23 protein-coding genes are annotated in these 21266 nt (G+C 69.6%); 14 read left to right on the plus strand and 9 right to left on the minus strand.

The features are described from left to right. The first annotated feature begins 268 nt into the window (after positions 1–268). From Q8W67_RS00335 to Q8W67_RS00370, 8 genes are all read left to right on the plus strand, one after another. A complete protein-coding gene (locus tag Q8W67_RS00335) occupies positions 269–1477 on the plus strand; it encodes an aminotransferase class V-fold PLP-dependent enzyme (RefSeq protein ID WP_305539071.1) in 1209 nt (402 codons plus the stop codon). A 103-nt stretch (positions 1478–1580) separates the two neighbouring features. Further along, a complete protein-coding gene (locus tag Q8W67_RS00340) occupies positions 1581–2522 on the plus strand; it encodes a D-2-hydroxyacid dehydrogenase (protein ID WP_305539073.1) in 942 nt (313 codons plus the stop codon). Between the two features lie 187 nt (positions 2523–2709). Beyond that, the gene (locus tag Q8W67_RS00345; RefSeq protein ID WP_305539075.1) at positions 2710–3570 is read left to right on the plus strand and encodes an NADP-dependent methylenetetrahydromethanopterin/methylenetetrahydrofolate dehydrogenase; all 861 of its coding nucleotides are present in this window, start codon (positions 2710–2712) and stop codon (positions 3568–3570) included. 14 nt (positions 3571–3584) lie between these two features. After that, on the plus strand, positions 3585–4226 hold the full coding sequence (fchA, locus tag Q8W67_RS00350) for a methenyltetrahydrofolate cyclohydrolase (RefSeq protein WP_305539077.1): 642 nt from the start codon (positions 3585–3587) through the stop codon (positions 4224–4226). Positions 4227–4709: 483 nt separating this feature from the next. Further along, entirely contained in the window at positions 4710–5888 is a 1179-nt protein-coding gene (locus Q8W67_RS00355; RefSeq protein ID WP_305539079.1) for a malate--CoA ligase subunit beta, read from the plus strand. Between the two features lie 14 nt (positions 5889–5902). Beyond that, the gene (gene sucD / locus Q8W67_RS00360) at positions 5903–6793 is read left to right on the plus strand and encodes a succinate--CoA ligase subunit alpha (RefSeq protein ID WP_305539081.1); all 891 of its coding nucleotides are present in this window, start codon (positions 5903–5905) and stop codon (positions 6791–6793) included. 221 nt (positions 6794–7014) lie between these two features. Continuing rightward, positions 7015–9765, plus strand: coding sequence for a phosphoenolpyruvate carboxylase (locus Q8W67_RS00365; RefSeq protein ID WP_305539083.1), 2751 nt, complete (start codon positions 7015–7017; stop codon positions 9763–9765). A gap of 183 nt (positions 9766–9948) precedes the next feature. Continuing rightward, positions 9949–10920: a CoA ester lyase gene (locus tag Q8W67_RS00370; protein WP_305539085.1), complete on the plus strand. Its 972-nt coding sequence runs from the start codon at positions 9949–9951 to the stop codon at positions 10918–10920. A gap of 95 nt (positions 10921–11015) precedes the next feature. Here the strand turns inward: Q8W67_RS00370 and Q8W67_RS00375 are convergent, their stop codons facing one another. From Q8W67_RS00375 to Q8W67_RS00390, 4 genes are all read right to left on the minus strand, one after another. Next, entirely contained in the window at positions 11016–11867 is an 852-nt protein-coding gene (locus Q8W67_RS00375) for a glycosyltransferase family 2 protein (protein ID WP_305539087.1), read from the minus strand. Then, entirely contained in the window at positions 11864–12457 is a 594-nt protein-coding gene (locus Q8W67_RS00380) for an SAM-dependent methyltransferase (protein WP_305539089.1), read from the minus strand. The genes Q8W67_RS00375 and Q8W67_RS00380 overlap by 4 nt, the downstream gene beginning before the upstream one ends. Continuing rightward, a complete protein-coding gene (locus Q8W67_RS00385) occupies positions 12454–13191 on the minus strand; it encodes a PIG-L deacetylase family protein (protein ID WP_305539091.1) in 738 nt (245 codons plus the stop codon). The genes Q8W67_RS00380 and Q8W67_RS00385 overlap by 4 nt, the downstream gene beginning before the upstream one ends. Before the next feature lie 185 nt (positions 13192–13376). After that, entirely contained in the window at positions 13377–13700 is a 324-nt protein-coding gene (locus Q8W67_RS00390; RefSeq protein WP_305539093.1) for an XRE family transcriptional regulator, read from the minus strand. Between the two features lie 233 nt (positions 13701–13933). On the opposite strand from Q8W67_RS00390, the gene Q8W67_RS00395 reads away from it, so the two are divergent. Together Q8W67_RS00395 and Q8W67_RS00400 are read left to right on the plus strand one after the other, a co-directional pair. Then, positions 13934–14446, plus strand: coding sequence for an META domain-containing protein (locus Q8W67_RS00395; RefSeq protein ID WP_305539095.1), 513 nt, complete (start codon positions 13934–13936; stop codon positions 14444–14446). A gap of 94 nt (positions 14447–14540) precedes the next feature. Then, positions 14541–14705, plus strand: a complete 165-nt coding sequence (locus Q8W67_RS00400) for a hypothetical protein (RefSeq protein ID WP_305539097.1) — start codon at positions 14541–14543, stop codon at positions 14703–14705. 172 nt (positions 14706–14877) lie between these two features. Here Q8W67_RS00400 and Q8W67_RS00405 read toward each other — a convergent pair whose 3' ends face one another. Then, the gene (locus Q8W67_RS00405) at positions 14878–15204 is read right to left on the minus strand and encodes a hypothetical protein (protein WP_305539099.1); all 327 of its coding nucleotides are present in this window, start codon (positions 15202–15204) and stop codon (positions 14878–14880) included. A 20-nt stretch (positions 15205–15224) separates the two neighbouring features. On the opposite strand from Q8W67_RS00405, the gene Q8W67_RS00410 reads away from it, so the two are divergent. Beyond that, positions 15225–15359, plus strand: a complete 135-nt coding sequence (locus Q8W67_RS00410) for a hypothetical protein (protein ID WP_305539101.1) — start codon at positions 15225–15227, stop codon at positions 15357–15359. A gap of 320 nt (positions 15360–15679) precedes the next feature. Next, on the plus strand, positions 15680–16213 hold the full coding sequence (locus Q8W67_RS00415; RefSeq protein ID WP_305539103.1) for a gamma carbonic anhydrase family protein: 534 nt from the start codon (positions 15680–15682) through the stop codon (positions 16211–16213). A gap of 42 nt (positions 16214–16255) precedes the next feature. On the opposite strand, the gene ppa is transcribed toward Q8W67_RS00415, so the two are convergent. Continuing rightward, positions 16256–16789, minus strand: coding sequence for an inorganic diphosphatase (ppa, locus tag Q8W67_RS00420; RefSeq protein WP_305539105.1), 534 nt, complete (start codon positions 16787–16789; stop codon positions 16256–16258). A 111-nt stretch (positions 16790–16900) separates the two neighbouring features. After that, the gene (locus tag Q8W67_RS00425; protein ID WP_305539107.1) at positions 16901–17410 is read right to left on the minus strand and encodes a GNAT family N-acetyltransferase; all 510 of its coding nucleotides are present in this window, start codon (positions 17408–17410) and stop codon (positions 16901–16903) included. A gap of 219 nt (positions 17411–17629) precedes the next feature. On the opposite strand from Q8W67_RS00425, the gene Q8W67_RS00430 reads away from it, so the two are divergent. Further along, positions 17630–18355: a tyrosine-protein phosphatase gene (locus Q8W67_RS00430; protein ID WP_305539109.1), complete on the plus strand. Its 726-nt coding sequence runs from the start codon at positions 17630–17632 to the stop codon at positions 18353–18355. A 6-nt stretch (positions 18356–18361) separates the two neighbouring features. Here Q8W67_RS00430 and Q8W67_RS00435 read toward each other — a convergent pair whose 3' ends face one another. Both Q8W67_RS00435 and Q8W67_RS00440 read right to left on the minus strand, forming a co-directional pair. After that, positions 18362–19216 carry a prephenate dehydratase gene (locus Q8W67_RS00435; protein ID WP_305539641.1) on the minus strand — a complete coding sequence of 285 codons (855 nt, stop codon included), beginning with the start codon at positions 19214–19216 and terminating at the stop codon, positions 18362–18364. 25 nt (positions 19217–19241) lie between these two features. Continuing rightward, on the minus strand, positions 19242–19985 hold the full coding sequence (locus Q8W67_RS00440; RefSeq protein ID WP_305539112.1) for a 3-deoxy-manno-octulosonate cytidylyltransferase: 744 nt from the start codon (positions 19983–19985) through the stop codon (positions 19242–19244). A gap of 291 nt (positions 19986–20276) precedes the next feature. Here Q8W67_RS00440 and Q8W67_RS00445 point away from each other — a divergent pair, with 291 nt between their 5' ends. Further along, complete coding sequence (locus Q8W67_RS00445; RefSeq protein ID WP_305539114.1) at positions 20277–21224, plus strand: cytochrome c family protein; 948 nt, start codon at positions 20277–20279, stop codon at positions 21222–21224. Positions 21225–21266: the final 42 nt, after the last annotated feature.

The following is a 21266-nucleotide window of genomic DNA, read 5'->3' on the forward strand; positions in this document are numbered from 1 at the left end:
GCGTAGACAGGAAGGCGGCGAGGACGGCCCTGGGGCCGTCGGACGGGACGGCATTTCGGAGGCGACCGGCGCGCGGGGGCGTGCCGCGACGCGAGCGGCGTGAGGCCGCCTGCCGCTCCGCAGCGCCCCCCGATCCACGGAAGAGGATGGCGTTCGGGGATGCGCGGCGCGAGCCGCGGCCGCCGACGTCGGGCCGACTCGCGAGGACGCTTGGACAACCCGGCGCGGGTTCATGCCCGCGCGCAATGAACTATTCGGAGGAAACATCATGGCCGCAAACCGGCGCCCCGGTCGCAATCATCTCTTCATCCCGGGTCCCACCAACATCCCGGATCGGGTGCTGCGCGCGATGCACGTGCCGTCCGAGGATCATCGCTCGCCGAGCTTCCCCGATCTGGTGAAGCCGCTGTTCCAGGACACCAAGATGGTGTTCGGCTCGACCAACGGGACGATCATCCTGTTCCCGTCCTCCGGCACCGGCATCTGGGAATCGGCCCTCTCCAACACCCTGTGCCGTGGCGACACGGTGCTGACCGCCCGCTACGGCCAGTTCAGCCATCTGTGGGTCGACATGGCCCAGCGGCTCGGCCTCGAGGTCATCGTCCAGGACGAGGAGTGGGGCACCGGCGCCGATCCGCAGAAGATCGAGGAGGCCCTGCGGGCCGACAAGGATCACAAGATCAAGGCCGTCATGGTCGTCCACAACGAGACCGCCACCGGCGTCACCAGCGACATCGGCGCGGTGCGCAAGGCGATCGACGCGGCCGGCCACCCGGCGCTGCTGTTCGTCGACGGCATCTCGTCGATCGGCTCGCTGCCGTTCAAGATGGACGAGTGGAAGGTCGACTGCGCCATCGCGGGCTCGCAGAAGGGCTTCATGCTCCCCGCCGGCCTCGGCCTGATCTGCATCAGCCCCAAGGCGCTCAAGATCGCCGAGGGGGGAGCTGGCCGCAACGACCGGCTCGGCCACGTCTATTTCGCCTGGAAGGACCAGCTCACCACCAACGCCACCGGCTACTTCCCCTACACGCCGGCGCTGCCGCTGCTCTACGGCCTGCGCGAGGCGCTGGAGATCGTGAAGGAGGAGGGGCTGGAGAACATCTACCACCGCCATCACGTGCTCGCCGAGGCGACCCGCCAGGCGGTGGCGGCCTGGGGCCTCAAGCCCTGCGCCAAGGCGCCGAAGTGGAACTCCGACACGGTCACGGCGATCCTGGTGCCGGAGGGCGTCGATGCCGCCAAGGTCATTACCCACGCCTATGAGCGCTACAACCTGTCTCTCGGCAGCGGCCTGTCCAAAGTCGCCGGCAAGGTGTTCCGCATCGGCCATATCGGTGACCTCAACGAGTTGTCGCTGCTGGGCGCCATCGCGGGCGCCGAGATGGCGCTGCTCGATTGCGGCGTGAAGGTCACGCCGGGCTCCGGCGTCGCCGCCGCGTCGAGCTACCTGCGCGAGAATCCGCTGCACAAGGCGTGAACTCTGCACGCTGCCGAGGCGGGATCGGGTTGCCGGCCCCGCCTCGGCGCGCAAGTAAGAACAAGAATCCCGAGGAAGCAGCCCGTCGCCCGAGAGGGGATCTATGACCAAGAAGATCGTGTTCCTGGACCGCGAGTCCCTCGACGCGACGGTCCGCCCGTTCGAATTCCCGCACGAATACGTCGAGTACGAGTCGACCTGGACGCCGGAGGACACGGTGTCCCGGCTGCAGGGCGCGGAGATCGCGCTGATCAACAAGGTCCCGATGCGGGCCGAGACGCTGAAGCAGCTCCCCGACCTGAAGCTGATCGCAGTGGCCGCCACCGGCACCGACGTGGTCGACAAGGCTCAGGCCAAGGCCCAGGGCATCACGGTCGTCAACATCCGCAACTACGCGTTCAACACCGTGCCGGAGCACGTGATCGGGCTGATGTTCGCCCTGCGCCGGGCGATCGTGCCCTACGCGAACTCGGTGCGGCGCGGCGATTGGGCCAAGTCCACGCAGTTCTGCTACTTCGACTACCCGATCTACGACATCGCCGGCTCGACGCTCGGCATCGTCGGCTACGGAGCGCTCGGCAAGGCCATCGGCAAACGCGCCGAGGCTTTGGGCATGAAGGTCATCGCCTACGACGTGTTCCCGCAGGACGGCCTCGTCGATTTCGAGACGATCCTCACGCAATCCGACGTGATCACCCTGCACGTGCCGCTCACCCCCGACACCAAGGGCATGATCGGCGCGGCCGAGCTGAAGAAGATGAAGAAGCGCGCCATCCTCATCAACACGGCCCGGGGCGGGCTCGTGGATGAGGCGGCGCTGCTGGCCGCGCTCAAGGACGGCACCATCGCGGGCGCTGGCTTCGACGTGGTGGCGCAGGAGCCGCCGAAAGACGGCAACATCCTGTGCGAGGCCGACCTGCCGAACCTGATCGTGACGCCGCACGTGGCCTGGGCCAGCAAGGAGGCGATGCAGATCCTGGCCGACCAGCTCGTCGACAACGTCGAGGCCTTCGTCGCCGGCAAGCCGCAGAACGTCGTCGAGTAGGCGCGACGCCGAGTTTTACGCGCCGACATTCCGGGGCGCCACCGGTGCGCCGGGAATCCAGAGCCGCCGACGGTGCAGGCTGAGAACCACCTGAGCATCTGGATTCCGGGCTCCGCTTCGCGGCCCCGGAAAGACGGATGACGGTCTTTAAAACCCATGATGCCCGACCCGGGCCGAGGTAGGAAACATGAAGAAGCTGCTGTTCCTGTTCGACACCGATCCGATGCCGAACGTGTTCGACACGGTCGTCGGCTACGACGGCGGCGCCGATCACATCACCGGCTACGGCAGCGTGACGCCCGAGAACGTGGGCGCGCTGGTCGACGGCACGATCTACACCCGCGGCGGTTCCGAGAAGAAGTCGACGGCGATCTTCGTCGGCGGCGGCAGCATGGCGGCGGGCGAGGAGCTGTTCACGGCCGTCAAGAAGCGGTTCTTCGGCCCGTTCCGGGTGTCGTGCATGCTGGATTCCAACGGCTCCAACACCACCGCCGCGGCGGGCGTGGCGCTGGTGGCCAAGGCCGCGGGCTCGCTCCAGGGCAAGCGTGCGGTCGTGCTGGCCGGCACCGGTCCGGTCGGCATGCGCTCGGCGGCACTGCTCGCCGGCGAGGGCGCCGAGGTGACGATCGCCGGGCGCGCGCTGGACAAGACGCAGGCGGCCGCGGACGCGATCAACAAGCGCTTCAAGGTCACCGTGAAGGCGGCCGCGACGCCGGACGAGGCCTCCCGGGTGGCCCTCGTGAAGGGCACGAACCTCGTGTTCACGGCGGGCGCCATCGGGGTCGAGCTGCTGCCGGAGGCGGCCTGGGCCGGGGATTCTGCGATCGAGTTCGTCGCCGACTACAACGCCCAGCCCCCGACCGGCATCGGCGGCATCGACGTGATGGACAAGGGCAAGGATCGGCACGGCAAGAAGGCGTTCGGCGCCCTGGGCATCGGCGGGCTGAAGCTCAAGCTGCATCGGGCCTGTGTCGGCCAGCTCTTCGAGAGCACCGAGCAGGTGCTCGACGCCGAGGAGATCTACGCGCTCGCCAAGTCGATGGCCTGACCCGGGAGAGGCCCATGACGGATCGCAACGCGCCCGAGACCGAGACCATCCAGACGTTCCTCACGGAGCTGGCGAGCGCCAACCCGACCCCCGGCGGCGGGGGCGCGGCAGCGATCTCCGGCGCCATGGGCGCGGCGCTGGTCTCGATGGTCTGCAACCTGACTATCGGCAAGAAGAAGTACGCTGAGGTCGAGGCCGATCTGAAGGACGTGCTGGCCCGGTCCGAAGGCCTGCGGGTCGTACTCACCGGCATGATCGGCGAGGACGTCCAGGCCTTCGACGCGGTCATGGGCGCCTACGGTCTGCCCAAGGCCACCGACGAGGAGAAGGCGGCGCGCGCCGAGAGGATCCAGGCCGCGCTCAAGACGGCGACCGACGTGCCGCTCGCCTGCTGCCGGGCCTGCCGGACCGTGATCGACCTCGCCGCGATCACGGCCGAGAAGGGCAACCTCAACGTCGTGTCGGACGCCGGCGTAGCGGTTCTCTCGGCCTATGCCGGCCTGCGCAGCGCGGCCCTCAACGTCTACGTCAACGCCAAGGGGATCGAAGACCGGGAGTTCGCCGACGAACGCCTGCAGGAGCTGGAAAGCCTGCTCGCCGACGCCGGCGCACTCACCGAGAAGGTCTATGCGGTGGTGAAGGACAAGGTGAACTGAGACCGGTGCCGGCGGCGGGTTGAATCGCGCCGCCGCTCTCCCTCCCCCCCTCTGCGGGGGTGGGGCCTCGCGTCAGCGAGGGTCGGGAGAGGAGAGCGACGGTGCCGGATGCGGCGCAACGCGAGCCATATCCCGGACCGTCGCGCTGCCCTCCACCCGAGCCCCTAAGGGGGCCATCCTCGTCCAGGGAGAGGAGCGGGGAGCGCGCCGATCCGCCGGGGCATCGGATACTGTCCAGATCCCGTCATTCCAGGCGCCCGTTCCGGGCGCCGGCAAAGATTCGACAGTCGAGGCCGGGTGCATCATGCCCCGGCCTCGCTGTTTTTCGGCATGTTGCGTCGCGATAGTGAATACGATTCGTGCTGCAGTCGCGAAGAAGTCGGCCTGAAGCTGCGGATCAAAAAATTTGACGGGCGTAATCTTTCGACTCAACTAAAGTAGACGTCATCAAGCGGCGGCAACGAACCGCGGAGGAGGCGCCGAATGGATGTCCACGAGTATCAGGCGAAGGAGTTGCTCGCGAGCTTCGGGGTGGCGGTCCCGAAAGGCGCCATCGCCTTCAGCCCGGATCAGGCGGTCTATGCCGCCACCGAACTTGGCGGCTCGTTCTGGGCCGTAAAGGCGCAGATCCATGCGGGCGCCCGCGGCAAGGCCGGCGGCATCAAGCTGTGCCGGACCTACAACGAGGTCCGCGACGCCGCGAAGGAGCTGCTGGGCAAGCGCCTCGTCACCCTCCAGACCGGGCCCGAGGGCAAGCCGGTGCAGCGGGTCTATGTCGAGACCGCCGACCCGTTTGAGCGCGAACTCTATCTCGGCTACGTCCTCGACCGGAAGGCCGAGCGGGTGCGCGTCATCGCCAGCCAGCGCGGCGGCATGGATATCGAGGAGATCGCCGCCAAGGAGCCCGAGGCCCTGATCCAGGTCGTGGTCGAGCCGGCGGTGGGCCTGCAGCAGTTCCAGGCCCGGGAGATCGCCTTCCAGCTCGGGCTGAACATCAAGCAGGTCTCGGCGGCGGTGAAGACCATCATGAACGCCTACCGGGCGTTCCGCGACTGCGACGGCACGATGCTGGAGATCAACCCGCTGGTCGTCACCAAGGACGACCGGGTGCTGGCGCTCGATGCCAAGATGAGCTTCGACGACAACGCGATGTTCCGCCGGCCGGGCATCGCCGACATGCACGACCCGTCGCAGGGGGATCCCCGCGAGGCCCAGGCCGCCGAGCACAACCTCAGCTATATCGGGCTGGAGGGCGAGATCGGCTGCATCGTCAACGGCGCCGGACTCGCCATGGCCACCATGGACATGATCAAGCACGCGGGCGGTGAGCCGGCGAACTTCTTGGATGTCGGCGGCGGCGCCTCCCCGGAGCGGGTCGCCACGGCGTTCCGGTTGGTTCTCTCGGACCGCAACGTCAAGGCGATCCTGGTCAACATCTTCGCCGGCATCAACCGCTGCGACTGGGTCGCCGAGGGCGTCATCCAGGCTGCCCGCGAGGTGAAGATCGACGTGCCGCTGGTGGTGCGCCTGGCCGGAACGAACGTCGAGGCCGGCCAGAAGATCCTGGCGGAGAGCGGGCTCGACCTGATCACCGCCGACACCCTGTCGGACGCGGCCCGCAAGGCCGTAGACGCCTGCGACGCCGCCAAGAAGAAGCGCTGAGGAGAGACCGCGCCATGAGCATCCTCATCGACGAGACCACCCCGATCATCGTCCAGGGCATCACGGGCGACAAGGGCACCTTCCACGCCAAGGAGATGCTCGAATACGGCTCGAACGTCGTGGGCGGCGTCACCCCCGGCAAGGGCGGCCGCACCCATCTCGGCCTGCCGGTGTTCAACACCGTCAAGGAGGCGGTGGCCGCCACCGGGGCGACCACGTCGATCACCTTCGTGGCGCCCCCCTTCGCGGCGGACGCCATCATGGAGGCGGCCGATGCGGGCCTGCGGCTCGTCTGCTCGATCACCGACGGGATCCCGGCCCAGGACATGATGCGGGTGAAGCGCTACCTGATGCGCTACCCGCGGGATCGCCGCACCATGGTGGTCGGCCCGAACTGCGCCGGCATCATCTCGCCCGGCAAGGCGATGCTCGGCATCATGCCAGGCCACATCTACCTCAAGGGCAATGTCGGGGTGATCTCGCGCTCGGGCACGCTGGGCTACGAGGCCGCCTCGCAGCTCAAGGCGCTCGGCCTCGGGATCTCGACCTCTGTCGGCATCGGCGGCGACCCGATCAACGGCTCGTCGTTCCTCGACCACCTCGCCCTGTTCGAGACCGACCCGGACACTGAGGCGGTGCTGATGATCGGCGAGATCGGCGGCCCGCAGGAGGCCGAGGCCTCGGCCTGGATCCGCGAGAACATGTCGAAGCCCGTGATCGGGTTCGTGGCCGGGCTCACGGCGCCGAAGGGACGGCGCATGGGCCATGCCGGGGCGATCATCTCGGCGGCCGGCGACAGCGCCGCCGAGAAGGCCGAGATCATGCGCTCCTACGGCCTCACCGTCGCGCCCGATCCGGGCTCCTTCGGCCAGACCGTAGCCGATGTTCTGGCCCGAGCGGCGTAGGTTCCTAACCCTCCCCCCCTCTGCGGGGGAGGGTGCCCCGCGGATGCGGGGCGGGAGAAGGGCGGCGCGACGATGCAGGATCTCGCTCCCGCCGCGACCTATCCGGAACCGGCGCTCCTCTCCCAACCCCTGCTGACGCACGGGCCACCCTCCCCCGCCGCCGGAGGGAGGGCTCGCGTCGCGCCGACCGTTGAAAAAACCGTGCGCCACGAGGTGGCTCGATGACCCGTACCCTGCACGTCTCGCCCGGCCTCGCCGAGGCCACCGCCTTCGCGCCGCCGGTGATCACCGGCACCTCCGCGGAACAGGCCCTCCACATCCTGTTCCAGGCTCTGCTCGACGTGGCCCGCCGCCACGACCCCGATCTCGAGGCGGTGCTGCACGGCACCGCCGACATCTCGCGCTTCTCGCCGCAGATGCTCGCCCGGGCTCTCCAGGTGCAGGGCATCTGGTTCCAGCTGATCTCCATCGCCGAGCAGAACGCCGCGATGCGCCGCCGCCGCCACGTGGAGCGCACGGAAGGGCGCGCCGCGCTCGGCGGATCCTTCGCCAAGGTCTTCGCGGACGCCCGCGCCCAGGGCGTCCCCGCGGAGAAGATCCAGGCGCTCCTGAGCGACCTGCGCATCCGGCCGACGCTCACCGCGCACCCCACCGAGGGCAAGCGGGTGACGGTCCTGGAAAAGTTCCGGCGCATCTACCTGGTGCTGCGCGAGCTGGAGATGCCGCGCTGGACCGACCGCGAGCGCAACGGGCTCATGAACGAGCTGCGCGACCAGATCGAACTGGTCTGGATGACGGGCGAACTGCACCTGGAGAAGGCCACGGTCGAGCGCGAAGTCGCCTGGGGCCTGCACTTCTTCGACGAGACCCTGTTCGAGATGCTGCCCGAGACCATGGACACCCTGGAGGAGTCCCTGGCCGAGGCGTATCCCGGCGCGGACTTCCAGGTGCCGCCGTTCTTCCAGTTCGGCTCGTGGATCGGCGGCGACCGGGACGGCAATCCCTACGTCACGGCCGCGGTCACCCGGCAGACCCTGCACCGCAACGCGCTCGCCTCGCTCACGCGCTACCGCGACGGCGTGCGCGAGCTCGGCCGGACTCTCTCGCTGACAGAGCGCTCCCTGCCGCTGCCGGAGGGGTTCCGCCAGGAACTCGACCGGCAGCTCGCCGAGAGCGGACAGTCCCGGGCCATCACCCGGCGCAATCCCGGCGAGCCGTACCGCCAGTACCTCTCCTGCGTCCTGCGCAAGATCGAGGCGACCATCGCCCGCAACGAGGGGCAGCATCCCTCCGGCCCCGACTACGCCAGCGCCGACGGCCTGATCGAGGACCTGCGCGTCCTCGAGCGCGGGCTTGCGGATGCCAAGTGCGGGGCGCTCGGCCGCGACCTCGTCCGCCCGGTCCGGCGCATGGTCGAGATCTTCCGGTTCTCCACGGTCCGGCTGGACCTGCGCGAGAACACCACCCGGACCACCGATACGCTGCAGGCGCTCTGGCACCAGCGCAACGGCGAGGCCGAGCCTCCCGCTCTCGGCTCGGCCGCATGGCGGCACTGGCTCGAGGCGGAGCTCGCTCGGCCCCGGGACCCGGACCGCTCCTTCGAGAACCTGCCCGACGCCGCTCGCGAGACCCTGGCGACCTTCGCGCTCGTCGCCGAGATGCGCGAGGCTCTCGACCGGGAGGCGTTCGGCGCCTTCATCCTGTCGATGACCCGCTCGGTGGAGGACGTGCTCGGCGCCTACCTGCTCGCCAAGGAGGCCGGGGTGTTCCTCGACGCGGCCGGCACCGAGATCTGCCCGCTGCCGATCGTACCCCTGTTCGAGACCATCGACGACCTGCGGGCCGCCCCGGCGATCATGCGGGCGCTGCTCGCCGTGCCGGTGGTGCGCCGCTCCACCCGCTGGCAGGGCGGCGTGCAGGAGGTGATGATCGGCTACTCCGACTCCAACAAGGATGGCGGCTTCATCGCCGCCAACTGGGAGCTGTACAAGGCGCAGAGCAAGCTGACCCGCCTCGGCGAGGAGCTGGGTGTCGGCATCGCCTTCTTCCACGGGCGCGGCGGCTCGGTGAGCCGGGGCGGCGTGCCGACCCACCGGGGCATCATGGCCCAGCCGCCGGGCTCGATCCGCGGCCGGTTCCGCACCACCGAGCAGGGCGAGGTCGTCTCGTTCAAATACGCCAACCGCGGGACCGCCGCCTACCAGATGGAGCTGCTGGCGGCCTCGGTGTTCGAGCACGCGCTGGCGGGCGACGGCGAGCGGGCGGGCGCCGGCCACGACGACGCCCTTGAGGCGCTGGCCGGTGCCTCGCGGGCGGCCTACGTCCAGTTCCTCCAGACCGACGGCCTCGTCGACTATTTCCAGGCCGCCAGCCCCCTCGATGAGATCGCGCTCCTGAACATCGGCTCGCGTCCCGCCCGGCGATTCGGTGCCCGCTCGCTCTCTGACCTGCGGGCGATCCCCTGGGTGTTCGCGTGGTCTCAGAACCGGCACGTGATCACCGGCTGGTACGGGGTGGGTTCGGGCCTGGCGAGCTTCGTCGACGTGCGGGGCCGGGAGGGCGAGGCGACCCTGCGCCGCCTGTTCCACGAGTCCCGCGTGCTGCGCCTCGTCCTCGACGAGGTCGAGAAGACCCTGATGATGGTCGATCTCGACATCGCCCGCGCCTATGCCGGCCTCGTCCCCGACAGCGCCGTCCGCGAGCGGATCTTTTCGCTGATCGAAGCCGAGTACGCGTTGACCCGCGAGATGGTGCTGCGGGTGAGCGGCGGCTCGGACCTCGCTGAGCGCTTTCCCCTGTTCCGCGACCGGCTGAAAGGCCGGCTCCCGACCATCAACCAGGTCGGACGTGAGCAGGTGGAACTGCTCGCGCGCTATCGCGCCGAGACCGACGAGGACAGGCGGGAGGAGGTCAAGTCGGCCCTGCTCCTGTCGATCAACTGCATCGCGGTCGGCTTCGGCGCGACCGGATGAGGGGCTGAAACGCACCTTCCTCCCCGCAAGGGGGAGGGGAAAGCCGCCGAGGGACGAAAGGGCCAAGGGGAAAGCCCTCGCCGCTCTGTCGGCCGCCCATACAGGCCCCATGTTGTTACCGGAAGGTTGGGCATCCAAGCTCGCCGACGGCACCAGAACCGTTACCAGGAGAGAGAAACACCGATGAGCTTCACCCTGATCCAGCAGGCCAAGCCGCGCCTGCACCGCTCCGAGCTCGCCGTCCCGGGCTCCAACCCGACCTTCATGGAGAAATCGGCCCAGTCCGCAGCCGACGTCATCTTCCTCGATCTCGAGGACGCGGTCGCCCCCGACGACAAGGAGAAGGCCCGCACCAACATCATCCAGGCGCTCAACGACCTGGATTGGGGCAACAAGACCATGATGATCCGCATCAACGGTCTCGACACCCACTACATGTACCGTGACGTGGTCGACATCGTCGAAGCCTGCCCGCGCCTCGACATGATCCTGATCCCGAAGGTGGGCGTGCCGGCGGACGTCTACGCCATCGACGTGCTGGTCACCCAGATCGAGCAGGCCAAGAAGCGCGAGAAGGCGATCGGCTTCGAGGTGCTGATCGAGACCGCGCTGGGCATGGCCAATGTCGAGGCGATCGCCCAGTCGTCGAAGCGCCTGGAGGCGATGTCCTTCGGCGTGGCCGATTACGCCGCCTCGACCCGCGCCCGCTCCACGGTGATCGGCGGCGTGAACCCCGACTTCTCGGTGCTCACCGACAAGGACGAGGCCGGCAACCGCCAGACCCATTGGCAGGACCCGTGGCTCTTCGCCCAGAACCGCATGCTGGTGGCCTGCCGCGCCTACGGCCTGCGGCCGATCGACGGCCCGTTCGGCGACTTCTCGGATCCGGACGGCTACACCTCGGCGGCCAAGCGCTGCGCGGCGCTCGGCTTCGAGGGCAAGTGGGCGATCCACCCGAGCCAGATCGAACTCGCCAACCAGGTCTTCACCCCCTCGGAGGCCGAGGTGACCAAGGCCCGCCGGATCCTGGAAGCCATGGAAGAGGCCGCCAAGGCCGGCCGCGGCGCCGTCTCCCTGGACGGGCGCCTCATCGACATCGCCTCGATCCGCATGGCCGAGGCCCTGATCGAGAAGGCGAACGCCATGAAGGCGTGAGGGTCATCCTCGCCCGTCTCCTCGCGGGGACGGGCGAGCCATGTTCGCGTCGCGGCTCAGATGATCGACCGCGACGCACTCCGTTCACGGCAACGTTAGAACGGCCGCGCGTCCGGCAACCGGGCGGCGGTCATCTCGGCCGGTGTCGGATCGCGGTGGACCACGATCCCGTTCGACCGGTCAGCGTCGATCAGGCCGAGGCGAGCGAACCCGTCGAGCCATCCATCCATCGGCCAGAATCCGTGGCGGGCATGGAAACGCGCGGCGTTGGCGACGATGTCGCGGAAGTGCTGCAGCGGCGGCTCGTAGCCCGGATGATGCTGGTGGTAGGCCCGCGGGCCGCCGAGGAACAGGATCGGCACGCCGGCCGTGTCCGCCCGAAAGGCGAGATCGGTGTCCTCCGCCCCGTATCCCGAGAAGGCCTCGTCGAAGCCGCCGAGCCGGTCGTAGGTCGCGGCACGCACCGCGAAGGCCAGCGACCAGAACAGGCCGGGTTGCGGCGCCGGCGCCACCGCGCCGGGAGGCGGGAAGGCGCGCACCGGGTGCGGCTCTCCGAGACGGTCCAGGTCGGCCTCGCGCCAGCCATCCGTCACCGCGCCGGCCGGGAGGTAGCCGATCTCGCAGCAGATCAGGCCGTCGTGGTCTGCGACTGCCCGCGACAGGCCGGCGACGAGGCCGGACGAGGGTATGCAGTCCACGTCGAGGAAGACCAGCGTGTCGGCCCGGGCCGCCCGGCGCCCGGCATTGCGCGCCGCCGCGAGCGGCAGGCCGGCCTGCGGGAACGGGATGCGCGCGACCGGGAAGGGCAGGTCCGGCAGGGGGCCGTCGTCGTCGCCGATCTCGACGACGATGCAGGCGTCGGGGGGCGTGCCGCGCCCGAGGCCCTCGAGCAGCCGGGCGAGATGCGCGCCCCGCCCTTTGTTGAGGGTGATGACCGCGGTGCTCACGAGCCGGTCCCGGTGCGCAGCACGTCGATCCGGTAGCTCTCGGTCCGCGACTGGTGCAGCACGCCCGCGAACGAGGCGGCCTGCGCGATGAAGCTCTCGGCGGCCCCGTCGCCCGATTGCGGGAAGTCGGTCTCCCCGAGCCAATGTACCAGCACCAGATCGCCGCTGAGCTCGGTGGCGCCGCCGACGCGGCGGACCAGGTCTGCGAGGTCCGGCGGCGCGAGAAAATACAGGAACTCGGACAGCACGATCAGGTCGAACCGGCCTTCCGGCCAGTCGGCCGGCACGGCGCCCTGCCGGATCTCCACCGTCGGCCGGTCGGCGCAGCGGGCGCGGGCGGCCTCCACCGCCTTCGGAACCGGATCGCTCGCCAGGAGCCGGTCGCACCGCTCGGATAGGGCGCGGGTGAACACGCCGATCGCGCAGGCCGGCTCGAAGGCGGCGCGGTAGCGTTCCCGGGGCAGGCAGGCCAGCGTCGCCGCGTATTTGTCGCGCTCGTAGGCGGATGTGGCGAAGTGCCAGGGATCCGGGTCGCTGGCATAGATGCCGGCGAAGTAGTCGCCCGGCATAGTCTGCGTGTGCCGGCTCATGCGGTGACCGCGACGAAACGCTCGTAGGGGCCGCAGAGCCGCGCGATCATCGCGGGCTCCAGGCGGAAGCCCTGGGGGTCGTCCGAGATCAGGTCTGTGGTCTGCGATTCGTGCGCGGCGACTGCCCTGGCCTTGGTCTCGCGGTACGCGGAGACGTCGAGGCGCAGGCCCGCGGGCGCGGGCCCGACCTCCGTCTCCGAGGGCAGGGTCCAGCCCCAGACCGGGTACTCGTAGACCGTCACACCCGGCATGTGCGGACGGGCCAGACCGACGATCGCGGCGGCGGCCTTGTGGTCGCAATGGGGATCGTGCCGCCAGGTCACGAACACCGCGCCGGCGCCGCAATCGGCGGCCGCCTGCGCCACCGCGCGCGCGGCCGCCTCGGCCGCCGGCCCTTCGCTCGGCACATGCGCGTCAGGTAGGCGCAGGAAGGTGACGTCGTCGGCCATGAGGCCGAGGATCGCCACCGCCCGGAGCGTCTCCGTCTCGCGCAGGATACGCAGCCTGTCGGGTGGATACAGGCGGGAATGGGTGTGCGAGCCGCAGCCGTCGCTGACCACAACGAGGTGGACGGGCCGGCCGGCAGCGCGCGCCGCTGCGATCAGGCCGCCGCAGCCCAGGCTCTCGTCGTCGGGATGGGGGGCGACGACCACGAGGCCGCCGCTCGCCACCAGCGCGTCGAGGCGCGCGATCGGAAGCGCGTCGGCCGCCGCGAGGAAAGCCTCGGCTCGCATCAGCGTGGCTCCGCCGAGGCTGCGAAGGGCGTGCAACGCGCACCGTTCCGAGATTGGCTATTGACGAGATCGGTCACGGATCGCTCCTGAGCGGGTCGAGCCCCCGGGCTATCGGCCATGGCGGCTGAACGCGTCATGAGCAGCGCTCCCGCGGGCGACGGAGCGGTCCGCAGCCGGACGATCCGTTAGCGGTCATTCTCGGTGGTCAGCGCATCGGGTCGGACCCCCTCGTCGGTCTCCCGCCGGGCCGCGAGGTGCACGCCGGGACTTTGCCCGTCGTCGAAGACCGCGCCGGCCGCACACAGCGCGCTGCGCAGGGCCTCGATCTGTCCGCTCGGCGGGTCGCCATAGCCGCCCTCGAATTCGCGCACGAACCGCTCATCGAGGCCGACCTTGGCGGCGAGGTCCGCCTCGGACCATCCGAGCAACCCGCGTGCGCCGCGTGACTGCGCCGGGCTCATCGACGGTACGCTCGCCCCGGTCTGGCCGCCCTCGTCCGATCCTGCCACGTCGTCCTCCCATGCGCGATCATCACCAACGATATCTGCCGCCGATCGTTTCCGGAGGCCCGCCGATGTGCCACGACCATAATTGTGCTGAAATCCTGGCGCATCGGCCCAAGCGAATGGATTCGGGGCAGCCTCGGCGCGCGCGGTCGCGTCGAGCGTGGCAAGTGCGCCGGGCGCGGCCCCTCCGGATGGACGAAGACCTGAGCGCATAGCGCGCGAGAAGGGGCGGAACGATGAGAGCTGTGCTGATCGCGACCCTGGCCTGTGCCGTGCTGGCCGTGGACCTGTCTGCAGCGACGCAGGCCCAGGCCCAGATGGGCGGCGCGACAGGCTTCGGCCGCGGCAATCGCCGGCCCGGCGGCGAGGACGAGAAGAAGCCGCAATACGTGCCGGGCGCCAAGGCCAGCGAGAAGATCTTCCCGCTCGACTCGACCTGGACGGCGGTGAGCCTCAACGGCAAGCCGTTCACCGGCGGCGACCGTCCGAGCTTCATCATCGACAAGCAGTACCGCGCCCGCGGCTACGGCGGCTGCAACACGTTTGCGGCCACCGCCTTCCCGCTCAAGGAGCAGCACATCGCCGTCGGCCCCCTCGCGCTGACCAAGAAGAGCTGCGACAAGGGCTTGGCGGCCACCGAGCAGGCCTTCTTCATCGCCCTGCGCACGGCGGCGGTGTGGGACATGGTCGGCTCTCAGCTCGTGCTGAAGAGCCCGAGCGGCGAACTGAAGTTCGACCGCGCTCTTTAAGGACCGGTTCACCACGCCACACGATCGCGTCTTCCGATTCAGCGGACTTTGAGGGCCGCAGGGACTTCCTCCTCCTGTATCGAGGAGGCGACGGATGCCAGTCGGGATCGGTTTCGGGCAGAGAGTACCCTTTCGCCCCGGTGTGTCGCTGTCCCTGCGCTTCACCGCACCAATGGGATTTCATCCCGGCGCGCTCTGGCTCGCCGCGGCCGCGCCGGTGCTGGCGACGCTGTTGCTGATCTCCCGGCTGGCCGCCTGACGGGAAGGCGTTCAGTCTCGATCCGGCGCTCGCGCATCGGCCTGGACATCGGATCCAGGACGAAGCGCGATCTCCTTGACCGATGCATCGCCTTTTTTCCGAAAGCTGACCGATACCGTCGGGGAGAGTCTCTAAGCCAGCGCGCCGTTCGATGCCGCGCAGCCGAATCCGGTCACTCCGAGTCCCGCCGCTCCCGATCCTCGTCATCCTCGGACCGACCCTCGTTATCCGCCGGGGCTTGGGTGTGTGCCATCACCGGCGGGAACAGCGCCGCCAAGCCCGCAGCGACGCCGTACAGAACCGGATCGGCATTCAGGCCCACACGCGGCGGGTGGATTTCGCTTTTCATCATTATGAGCCTGCCGGTCTCGCCTTCAGGCGAGCATCGGGCCGAGTCCTCATGACTGCACCGTGGCCGCTTGAGAACATTCAATGCCTCGCCCCGCGTTTCGTTGCCGCAGGAAGGAGGAATTTTTCGCGCCAACACTTTCAGATCCATCCACGGTTCCGTGCCGGATCATGCTCAATTCTCAGCCGCGCCGCCTGAGAACGACGACAGGCCTTGCACTTGAAATCCGGCAGGTGGCCGGCACGATGCTGATCATTGCGGCGCTCGGGCAGCGCGCCTGGCAAATCTGGGCCGCCACGATCTGATCGCCCCCGCAGGCTTCTGCGAAGCAGAACGTCCCGAGATCCTCACAGGTCGCCAGAAAACCGCTGGCCGGCGCGCCATCGCGCAGATCGGCCGCCACCGCGGTCTGGGCCAGCAGGAATCCCGCGAGGCCGATCGATGCCGAGAGCCGCGTCATCCGCCTCAAACCCGCGCCTCAGATCCGGTGTCCCGGCAGCCTAGCATTGGCAGGGCGGCCGGACCTGTGCCATTCCGGCGACAGGCGATGAGCATCGTCGGCTCCGACGCCTCGCCGGCCCTCGAACGCCGCCCCCGAGATCAGCCACCGCGACGGAAGCTAGCCATGCCGCTCTACGCCCTCGACGACCATGCGCCGGACCTTGCCGATCCCGCCCGGGTCTGGATCGCGCCCGATGCGCAGGTGATCGGCCGCGTCCATCTCGGCCTCGATGTCGGGATCTGGTTCGGCGCGGCCCTGCGCGGCGACAACGAGCCGATCCGCATCGGCGATCGCAGCAACGTGCAGGAGGGGGTGATCATGCACGTCGATCCCGGTTACCCGCTCGTGATCGGCGCGGACGTCACGGTGGGTCACGGCGCCATCGTCCACGGCTGCACGATCGGAGACGGTAGCCTCGTGGGCATGGGGGCGACGGTGCTGAACGGCGCCCGCATCGGTCGCGGTTGCCTCGTCGGGGCGAACGCGCTGGTCACCGAGGGCAAGGATTTTCCGGACCACAGCCTGATCGTCGGTGCGCCGGCCAAGGCCGTTCGGACCCTCGACGCGGCGGCAGTCGAGGGCCTGCGGCAGGCCGCCCTGCGCTACGTCGAAAATGCCAAGCGCTACAGGACCGGCCTGCGCCGCATCGACGGCTGAGCGGGACCGGCCGCTCCGCGCGGAAGAAGCCGGCCGCCGAAGTTACTTCTTGTTCTTCGCCCGCTCGATCGCTTCCTCGATCAGCCGGTGGGCTTCCTCCTTGTCGCCCCAACGGACGAACTTGACCCACTTTCCGGGCTCAAGATCCTTGTAGTGCTCGAAGAAGTGCTGGATCTGTTGGATCGTGATCTCGGGCAGGTCTGTGTAGTTCTCGACCCGGTCGTAGCGCTTGGTCAGGTGGCGGGAGGGCACCGCGATGACCTTCTCGTCCTCGCCGCCCTCATCCTGCATCACCATCACGCCGACGGGGCGCGCGCTGATGATCGCGCCCGGCAGCACCGCGCGGGTGTTGGCCACCAGCACGTCACAGGGGTCGCCGTCCCCCGACAGGGTGTGGGGGATGAAGCCGTAGTTCCCAGGATAGAACATCGGCGTATAGAGGAAGCGGTCGACGACCAGCGCGCCGGATTCCTTGTCCATCTCGTACTTGATCGGCTCGCCGCCGAGCGGCACCTCGACGATCACGTTGACGTCGTGCGGCGGCTTCTTGCCGAGCGGGATGGCGTCGATCTTCATGGCGTATCGCTTCCGGGATGCGGTCTGTTCCGCTTCCCCGACCTCTTAGTGGCCCCGTCCGGGGATGCAAATCTGTCTCGCCCCCGGCTCGGCAACGAGTCCAGGAAAACGTTAGCTGAAGATATAGCCGACCTTGGGCAGCGCGACCCCCGCGACCCGGTCCAGAACCCGCGGACCCGGCTGGCCGCCGAGCCCCTCGTAGAAGGCGGCGGCCCGAACATTGTCTTCCAGGCTCCAGACGCCGAGCCGGCTCAGCCCGTGATCCGCGAGGTCGTTGCGAACCGCCTTGAACAGGCGGCGTCCGAGGCCGATGCCTTGGTATTCCGGCAGGAGATAGATCTCGTCGATCTCCGCGTCGGTGCCGAGCGCGCGGCTGCGCGTGCGCCCGTAGGCCGCGTAGCCGACCACCAGGTCGCCTGTGTCGACGACCGCGATCGGGCGGCCGCGGCGCAGGGCGCTGCGCCACCATGCGCGGTCCCGGCCGGCGATCAGTCGCTCCAGCGCCACCCCCGGTATGATGCCGCGATAGGCCTCGCGCCACGAGGCGTCGAACACCCGCGACAAGGCACCGAGGAGATCGGCCTCGCGAGCCCGGCGGATGCTCGTGGTGCGCGTACTCATGGGCCTCAAGCCTCCCCTCGTCCGACTGTCGGATAACCCGCGCAGTTCGCCCAGGTTCGATCCCGATCCGGGCGGAGTGAAGGCAAGATCGGCGCCGATTCTCCGGGACCCGACGGCTCGGCGTCGGACATCGGACCCGACCTCCCGCCCCGCGCACGAATTGCGGGCCTTCCGGGCGGCTGATAGAGGCGGTCCCACCTCCGCAGCAGCACACCGACCTTGTTCAACCGCTTCCTCAAGCCCGAGACGCGCTACGCGCGGCGCATGGCCCGGATCGCCCGCTTCGAGCGGCCGATCGCGGGACCCGGCGACCGGCTGAGGGCGTGGGCGAACATGCTGCTGATCGACCACGGGGTGTTCCGGCTGGCCTACCTCAACCGCCACCGGGTCGGTTCCGGAGGCCTCTGGCGCTCGGCCCAGCCCGGCCCGCACCAGCTCGCCCGGTTCCGCGCCGAGGGCGTACGCACGATCATCTCCCTGCGCGGCGGGCGCGAGCACGGGTCCTGGCCGCTTCAACGGGAGGCCTGCGAGCGCCACGGCCTCACCCTGGTCGAGTTCGTGCTGCGCTCCCGGGAGGCCCCCGACCGCGCCACGATTCTCGGCGCGAAGGCCTTCTTCGCGGGCATCCAGTACCCGGCGGTGATGCACTGCAAGTCGGGGGCCGACCGGGCCGGACTGGCCTCGGCCCTCTATCTCATCCTCCACGAGGGCCGCCCCGTGGCCGAGGCCGCCCGGCAGCTCTCGGCCCGCTACGGCCACCTCCGCTTCGCCAAGACCGGTATCCTCGACGCGTTCTTCGCCCGCTACCGCGCGGAGGGGGAGGCGAACGGCATCGACTTCCTGACCTGGGTCGAGACCGTCTACGACCCGGAGGCGCTCAAGCGCGATTTCCGGCCCGGATTCTGGTCCGACCTGGCCGTGGACCGGGTGCTGCGGCGGGAGTGAGGGGCGTCACTCCGCGGCCGGACGCGCCGCCTCGCGGAACGGGTGGGCCGGGTAGATGCCGATCACCCGCAGCTCGCGCGAGAAGTAGCCGAGCTCGTCGAGCGCGCGGGCGAGGCCCGGATCCTCGGGATGGCCGTCCACCTCCGCGTAGAACTGCGTGGCGGTGAACTCGCCGTCCATCATGTAGCTCTCGAGCTTCGTCATGTTGACGCCGTTCGTCGCGAAGCCGCCGAGCGCCTTGTAGAGCGCGGCCGGGATGTTGCGGACGCGGAAGACGAAGCTCGTCACGCATGGGCCCGTCGCCGCGATCGGCTCGGGGTCCGGCGAGAACACCACGAAGCGGGTGGTGTTGTGCGCCTCGTCCTCGACGTCGCGCTCCAGGATGTCGAGGCCGTAGACCTCGGCGGCGAGCGCGGGCGCCAGCGCGGCCCGGCTGGGGTCGCCGATCTCCGCGACCTCGCGCGCGGCCCCGGCGGTGTCGCCGGCCACGACCGCCTTCAGGCCGAGGCGCCGGACGATCCGGCGGCACTGGCCGAGGGCATGGACGTGGCTGTGCACGCTCCGCAGGGTCTCGACCGACGTGCCGGGCAGCACCATCAGCTGGAAGTGGATCGGCAGGAAGTGCTCGGCCACGATATGCAGCGGCGAGGTCGGGATCAGGTGGTGGATGTCGGCCACGCGACCCGCGATGGAGTTCTCGATCGGGATCATCGCCCGCTGGGCCCGACCCTCCGTGACCGCCGCGAAAGCGTCTTCGAAGGTGGCGCAGGGCAGGGCGGTCCAGTCCGGGAACGCCTGGGAGCAGATGATATGCGAGTTGGCCCCGGGCTCACCCTGATAGGCGATGGTGCGGTCGGTCATGGTCGGCAAGGATTCGGTCACGCGTTCAGTTCAGGCGGCGGGATTGGAGCAGGGCGCGGGCGCGCTCCAGGTCGGCGGGCGTGTCGACGCCCAGCGGCAGGTCGTCGACGATGACGGCGTCGATCCGCATCCCCGCCTCGAGCGCCCGCAGCTGCTCCAGCTTCTCCCGGGTCTCCAGCTCCCCCGGGGGCAGGGCGACGAAACGGGTCAGCGCGGTGCGGCGGTAGGCGTAGAGGCCGATATGGTGCCAGAGCGGCCCTTCGCCCCAGGGGGCGCGGGCGCGGGTGAAGTAGAGGGCGCGGAGGCGGCCGGGGCCGACCGCGTGGCCCACGAGCTTGACCACATTGGGGTTGTCCGCCTCATGCGCGTCGGTGATCGGCGCGCAGAGCGTGACGATGTCCACGGCCCGGTCGGCCAGCGGGGCGACCGACGCCCCGATGATCGCAGGGTCGATGGTCGGCAGGTCGCCCTGCACGTTGACCACCACGTCGTGGTGCCCTTGGGGATCGACGGCCTCCAGGGCCTCCGCGAGACGGTCAGACCCGGACGGATGGTCGGCCCGGGTCATCACGGCGAGGCCCCCCGCGGCCTCCACGGTCCGGGCGATCTCCGCCGTGTCGGTGGCGACCACCACGGGGCCGATGCCTGCCGCGACGGCCCGGCGCCAGACATGTACGATCATCGCCTCGCCGGCGATCTCGGCGAGCGGCTTGTTCGGCAGTCGCGTCGCCGCGAGGCGGGCTGGAATCAAGATCAGGGGATCGGACATGGGTGCTCGGACCTGAGGCGACGAGTCCGCGGGCGGGCGCGGCTGCTTATCAGGCCCATCCCCGGTTGTCGTCCCCCGGCCCGGACCGGGAGGAGACCCGACAAGCCGGAAGAATGCTGCCGGCGGGTGACAAGCTGGGCAATTTGGCTCTGCGGTTCGTCCCCGCGACAGTGCGGATCCCACCACTGCCATTGTCAAGATCGTGCCGGAACGGCTAAGCACCCTTGAAATCTTCCAAGGTCCTGCGTCCCGGCCAACCCGTGGCGGGCGCGGGCAGATCGAGAGAAGAGCATGAACTCGTTCGAGGTGAACAAGGTCCTCGGCGCCGTCCTCGGCGCCCTATTGTTCGCGGCTGGATCGGGTTTCGTCGCCGAGCTGATCTACCATCCGAGACCGGCTGGAAAAGCCGGCTACGACCTGCCCGAGCCCGAGCCCCAGAGTGCCGCCGCCGCGCCGGAGGCCGCCAAGGTCGAGCCGATCGCCGTCCGGCTCGCGAGCGCCAATGCCGAAAAGGGTGAGGCCGGCACCAAGGCCTGCCACGCCTGCCATAATTTCGAGAAGGGCGGCCCCAACAAGGTCGGCCCGGACCTGTACGGCGTCGTGGAGCGGCCGAAGGGCTCGCATCCCGGCTTCGAGTATTCGGCGGCCCTCAAGGAGAAGGGCGGGGCCTGGACCTACGCCGACCTCGACGAGTTCCTGACGAACCCGAAGGCCTACGCGAAGGGAACCAAGATGGCGTTCGCCGGCATCGCTTCGCCGCAGGAGCGTGCCAACGTCATCGCCTACTTGCGCACCAACGCGGACGCGCCCAAGCCGCTGCCCGCCGTCGAGAAGGGCGATGCGCCGCCGGCGGCGACCCCCGCGGCGGCCAAGCCCGAGGATAAGCCGTCCGCCGCCAAGCCGGCCGCGTCGAAGCCGTCCGAGGGCGCGGAAAGCCCGGCCAAGCCGGCCGACACCGGTACCGCCCCGCCGGTCCAGGAAAAGTCCCCGGGCAGCCCGCGCACGACCGGCGAATCGAGCGACCGCAACGCGCCGTCGCCGCCGGCCAGCGCCCATGACGGCGACCAGCAGGGCACGCCCTCGAGCCTGATCCCGGCCGAGCCGACCGCGCCGTCTTCCCCGGCCGCCAAGGAGCCGCCGGCGCAGGCCAACCCCGAGGCGGTGGACCGGGCCAAGGACCTTGAGATCGGCGGCCCGACGAAGGACGAGAATGCGCCGCTGCCGACACCCAAGCCCTAGCACCGGGTGAGCGGGCCGGGCTCAGGCCCGGCCTTTGCCTTC

The sequence above is a fragment of the Methylobacterium sp. NEAU K genome (assembly GCF_030700285.1).
Lineage (GTDB): Bacteria > Pseudomonadota > Alphaproteobacteria > Rhizobiales > Beijerinckiaceae > Methylobacterium.

Coding starts and splice junctions, on each gene's coding strand:
- Q8W67_RS00335 (WP_305539071.1), top strand. CDS start 269: ATGGCCGCAAACCGGCGCCCCGGTCGCAATCATCTCTTCATCCCGGGT.
- Q8W67_RS00340 (WP_305539073.1), top strand. CDS start 1,581: ATGACCAAGAAGATCGTGTTCCTGGACCGCGAGTCCCTCGACGCGACG.
- Q8W67_RS00345 (WP_305539075.1), top strand. CDS start 2,710: ATGAAGAAGCTGCTGTTCCTGTTCGACACCGATCCGATGCCGAACGTG.
- fchA (WP_305539077.1), top strand. CDS start 3,585: ATGACGGATCGCAACGCGCCCGAGACCGAGACCATCCAGACGTTCCTC.
- Q8W67_RS00355 (WP_305539079.1), top strand. CDS start 4,710: ATGGATGTCCACGAGTATCAGGCGAAGGAGTTGCTCGCGAGCTTCGGG.
- sucD (WP_305539081.1), top strand. CDS start 5,903: ATGAGCATCCTCATCGACGAGACCACCCCGATCATCGTCCAGGGCATC.
- Q8W67_RS00365 (WP_305539083.1), top strand. CDS start 7,015: ATGACCCGTACCCTGCACGTCTCGCCCGGCCTCGCCGAGGCCACCGCC.
- Q8W67_RS00370 (WP_305539085.1), top strand. CDS start 9,949: ATGAGCTTCACCCTGATCCAGCAGGCCAAGCCGCGCCTGCACCGCTCC.
- Q8W67_RS00380 (WP_305539089.1), bottom strand. CDS start 12,457: ATGAGCCGGCACACGCAGACTATGCCGGGCGACTACTTCGCCGGCATC.
- Q8W67_RS00385 (WP_305539091.1), bottom strand. CDS start 13,191: ATGCGAGCCGAGGCTTTCCTCGCGGCGGCCGACGCGCTTCCGATCGCG.
- Q8W67_RS00395 (WP_305539095.1), top strand. CDS start 13,934: ATGAGAGCTGTGCTGATCGCGACCCTGGCCTGTGCCGTGCTGGCCGTG.
- Q8W67_RS00400 (WP_305539097.1), top strand. CDS start 14,541: ATGCCAGTCGGGATCGGTTTCGGGCAGAGAGTACCCTTTCGCCCCGGT.
- Q8W67_RS00405 (WP_305539099.1), bottom strand. CDS start 15,204: ATGGATCTGAAAGTGTTGGCGCGAAAAATTCCTCCTTCCTGCGGCAAC.
- Q8W67_RS00410 (WP_305539101.1), top strand. CDS start 15,225: ATGCTCAATTCTCAGCCGCGCCGCCTGAGAACGACGACAGGCCTTGCA.
- Q8W67_RS00415 (WP_305539103.1), top strand. CDS start 15,680: ATGCCGCTCTACGCCCTCGACGACCATGCGCCGGACCTTGCCGATCCC.
- ppa (WP_305539105.1), bottom strand. CDS start 16,789: ATGAAGATCGACGCCATCCCGCTCGGCAAGAAGCCGCCGCACGACGTC.
- Q8W67_RS00425 (WP_305539107.1), bottom strand. CDS start 17,410: ATGAGTACGCGCACCACGAGCATCCGCCGGGCTCGCGAGGCCGATCTC.
- Q8W67_RS00435 (WP_305539641.1), bottom strand. CDS start 19,216: ATGACCGACCGCACCATCGCCTATCAGGGTGAGCCCGGGGCCAACTCG.
- Q8W67_RS00440 (WP_305539112.1), bottom strand. CDS start 19,985: ATGTCCGATCCCCTGATCTTGATTCCAGCCCGCCTCGCGGCGACGCGA.
- Q8W67_RS00445 (WP_305539114.1), top strand. CDS start 20,277: ATGAACTCGTTCGAGGTGAACAAGGTCCTCGGCGCCGTCCTCGGCGCC.